Annotated in this window: 1 protein-coding gene and 1 pseudogene; both read right to left on the reverse strand. The window is 76.7% G+C overall.

Annotation, left to right across the window (positions count from 1 at the left end; genetic code table 11):
* Nucleotides 1-157 precede the first annotated feature (157 nt).
* Nucleotides 158-1,075 carry a Pvc16 family protein gene (locus tag FRZ03_RS33655; RefSeq protein ID WP_146468839.1) on the reverse strand — a complete coding sequence of 306 codons (918 nt, stop codon included), beginning with the start codon at nt 1,073-1,075 and terminating at the stop codon, nt 158-160.
* 36 nt (nt 1,076-1,111) lie between these two features.
* A pseudogene (locus FRZ03_RS40785) lies at nt 1,112-1,465 on the reverse strand (hypothetical protein); the annotation flags it as partial.

A 1,465-nucleotide genomic window follows, 5' to 3' on the forward strand; every position in this document is an offset into this window, starting at 1 on the left:
CGGTCGCGAGCCCCTGGCCGGTCCGGGCGGCGTGCGCGCCCACGCGGGCGAGGACGCGCCCGATCCCCGCGGCCCGTGCGGAGTCGTCGCCCACGGTCCCCACCTGCTCGTGCGTCTCCATGTGTTCACCCGCCCCCGTCGTGTCGCCCATGCCGTGTCAGTTGTCGTCGGTGCGCTCGGTGCCGTCCGCCGCGTCGCGGTTCGTCCCGCGCGCTGGTGGCCGCGCCGCCCTGGCCGCCCCGGCCGTGCCCTTGCGGGCGCGGGCCGGCCTCTTGGCCAGGGCCTTCGCGGGCGTCTTGGCGGGGGTCTTCGCCGGGTCCTTCGAAGCGGCTCCGGTCCCCTTCGCCGAACCCTTCGAAGCCGCCCCGGTCCCCCTCGCCGGCGCGGGACCCGCGGCGGCGTCCGGGTCCTGCCCGAGGGCCCCGTCCGGCCCCGGCCCCGGCCCCGGGGGAACCGGTGCGCCCGGCGCGCCGAACGGCAGCACCCGTACCTCCGGCCGCTCGACCGGCCTGGCCGGTGTCGGCGTCTGCCGGCCGTCGATGAGGATCAGGGACGCCTGGTAGACGACGGAGAGGGCGTAGGGGGTCTGGTAGAGCATCCCCCACAGCTTCGACGTCTCGTCGATGTCCATCACGTTCGGTGTGAACCGCACCCGCTGGGCCGACTCCGCGAGGTTGCTGCCCGCCAAGTACGGTTTCTCGCCCGCGAGTTCGATGACGTCCTTGGGCAGGACCGGGATCTCGTGCAGGGTGCGCACCACCGAGCCGAGGAGGCGCTGCCCGACCAGTTCGGTCTCGTCGCCGTACGCGCTGATCACATAGTTGAGGTCGAGCGCCGCGCTCGCCCGGCGCACCAGCGTGCCGTCGGGGGCGCGGGTGGGCAGGTCGTCGTTGCGCCGCGAGGTGTTGGGGGTCACCTGGTAGAGGAAGACGGAGATGGTGGGCTCGGCGGGCGGCTCGGCGGGCGGCTTGCGCGGCTCCACCTTCACCGCCATGTCGATCTCCGGCTGGAGGTGGGACTCGATCAGCAGGGCGAGGGCCTGGCTGACATGGGCGATGGCGAGTGCGTTGCTCATGGCGTCAGCTCCCCGTCCGCTTCGTCGTCGTGCGGCTCACTCGCGCCCCCGTGCCAGGTAGTCCGCCAGGCTGAGGGTCGCCCCCGCCCGTTCGGCGGCGCGGGTGCCCGGCCGCGCCCCGCCCGGCGCGGACGGCTGGGCGGCCGTCACCTCCAGCCGGCCGATCTGCACCCGCACCACCTGTTCGGGCGCCCGGCCGGCGCGGCGCCCGGCGGACTGCCGGGCGGCGGTTCGGGCCGCTGTCGTGTCCGCGGCGCCGGGGCGCACCGCCGGGGGCACGACGGCGGTGGGAGCGGCGCCCGTCCCCAGGGAGGTGGGGGTGGACGCCGCGGCCCGGTCCGCACCCGTCCCCGGGCCCGGCCGCCCGGTGCCGCGCGCGGTGGTGCGGGG

It is taken from the genome of Streptomyces misionensis (assembly GCF_007896895.1).
In the GTDB taxonomy this organism is placed as follows: Bacteria; Actinomycetota; Actinomycetes; order Streptomycetales; family Streptomycetaceae; genus Streptomyces; species Streptomyces misionensis_A.